Genomic DNA, 1,707 nt, shown 5'->3' with positions numbered 1-1,707 from the left:
TTTCCGGTGGTTGTGGTTGTGTCTGTTTTTGTTTTACTTCAACGGAGAGTTTGATCCTGGCTCAGGATGAACGCTGGCGGCGTGCTTAACACATGCAAGTCGAACGATGATCCGGTGCTTGCACCGGGGATTAGTGGCGAACGGGTGAGTAACACGTGAGTAACCTGCCCTTGACTCTGGGATAAGCCTGGGAAACTGGGTCTAATACCGGATACGACCGCTCACCGCATGGTGTGGTGGTGGAAAGCTTTTGCGGTTTTGGATGGACTCGCGGCCTATCAGCTTGTTGGTGGGGTAATGGCCTACCAAGGCGACGACGGGTAGCCGGCCTGAGAGGGTGACCGGCCACACTGGGACTGAGACACGGCCCAGACTCCTACGGGAGGCAGCAGTGGGGAATATTGCACAATGGGCGCAAGCCTGATGCAGCGACGCCGCGTGAGGGATGACGGCCTTCGGGTTGTAAACCTCTTTCAGTAGGGAAGAAGCCGCAAGGTGACGGTACCTGCAGAAGAAGCGCCGGCTAACTACGTGCCAGCAGCCGCGGTAATACGTAGGGCGCAAGCGTTATCCGGAATTATTGGGCGTAAAGAGCTCGTAGGCGGTTTGTCGCGTCTGCTGTGAAAGACCGGGGCTCAACTCCGGTTCTGCAGTGGGTACGGGCAGACTAGAGTGATGTAGGGGAGACTGGAATTCCTGGTGTAGCGGTGAAATGCGCAGATATCAGGAGGAACACCGATGGCGAAGGCAGGTCTCTGGGCATTAACTGACGCTGAGGAGCGAAAGCATGGGGAGCGAACAGGATTAGATACCCTGGTAGTCCATGCCGTAAACGTTGGGCACTAGGTGTGGGGGACATTCCACGTTTTCCGCGCCGTAGCTAACGCATTAAGTGCCCCGCCTGGGGAGTACGGCCGCAAGGCTAAAACTCAAAGGAATTGACGGGGGCCCGCACAAGCGGCGGAGCATGCGGATTAATTCGATGCAACGCGAAGAACCTTACCAAGGCTTGACATGAACCGGTAACGCCTGGAAACAGGTGCCCCGCTTGCGGTCGGTTTACAGGTGGTGCATGGTTGTCGTCAGCTCGTGTCGTGAGATGTTGGGTTAAGTCCCGCAACGAGCGCAACCCTCGTTCTATGTTGCCAGCGGTTCGGCCGGGGACTCATAGGAGACTGCCGGGGTCAACTCGGAGGAAGGTGGGGACGACGTCAAATCATCATGCCCCTTATGTCTTGGGCTTCACGCATGCTACAATGGCCGGTACAAAGGGTTGCGATACTGTGAGGTGGAGCTAATCCCAAAAAGCCGGTCTCAGTTCGGATTGGGGTCTGCAACTCGACCCCATGAAGTCGGAGTCGCTAGTAATCGCAGATCAGCAACGCTGCGGTGAATACGTTCCCGGGCCTTGTACACACCGCCCGTCAAGTCACGAAAGTTGGTAACACCCGAAGCCGGTGGCCTAACCCTTGTGGGGGGAGCCGTCGAAGGTGGGACCGGCGATTGGGACTAAGTCGTAACAAGGTAGCCGTACCGGAAGGTGCGGCTGGATCACCTCCTTTCTAAGGAGCACCATTATCGCTCCCTGTCCGGCCGCATGGTTGGTCGGGGGTGTGTGGAAGCAAAGCCCATTGCGCAGGCGTCTGTTCTGCGGTGGGTGCTCATGGGTGGAATATCAGCAGATAGCGGCCGGTTTGTTTTTGTCCT

At 57.1% G+C, this 1,707-nt stretch carries 1 rRNA gene; it reads left to right on the top strand.

What is annotated here, in order from left to right:
- Positions 1 to 38 precede the first annotated feature (38 nt).
- Positions 39 to 1,562 (top strand): 16S ribosomal RNA (locus tag AB0O52_RS23230).
- Positions 1,563 to 1,707: the final 145 nt, after the last annotated feature.

The organism is Arthrobacter sp. NPDC080073, from assembly GCF_040686575.1.
Lineage (GTDB): Bacteria > Actinomycetota > Actinomycetes > Actinomycetales > Micrococcaceae > Arthrobacter.
This window is presented reverse-complemented; position numbering and strand designations above follow the sequence as displayed.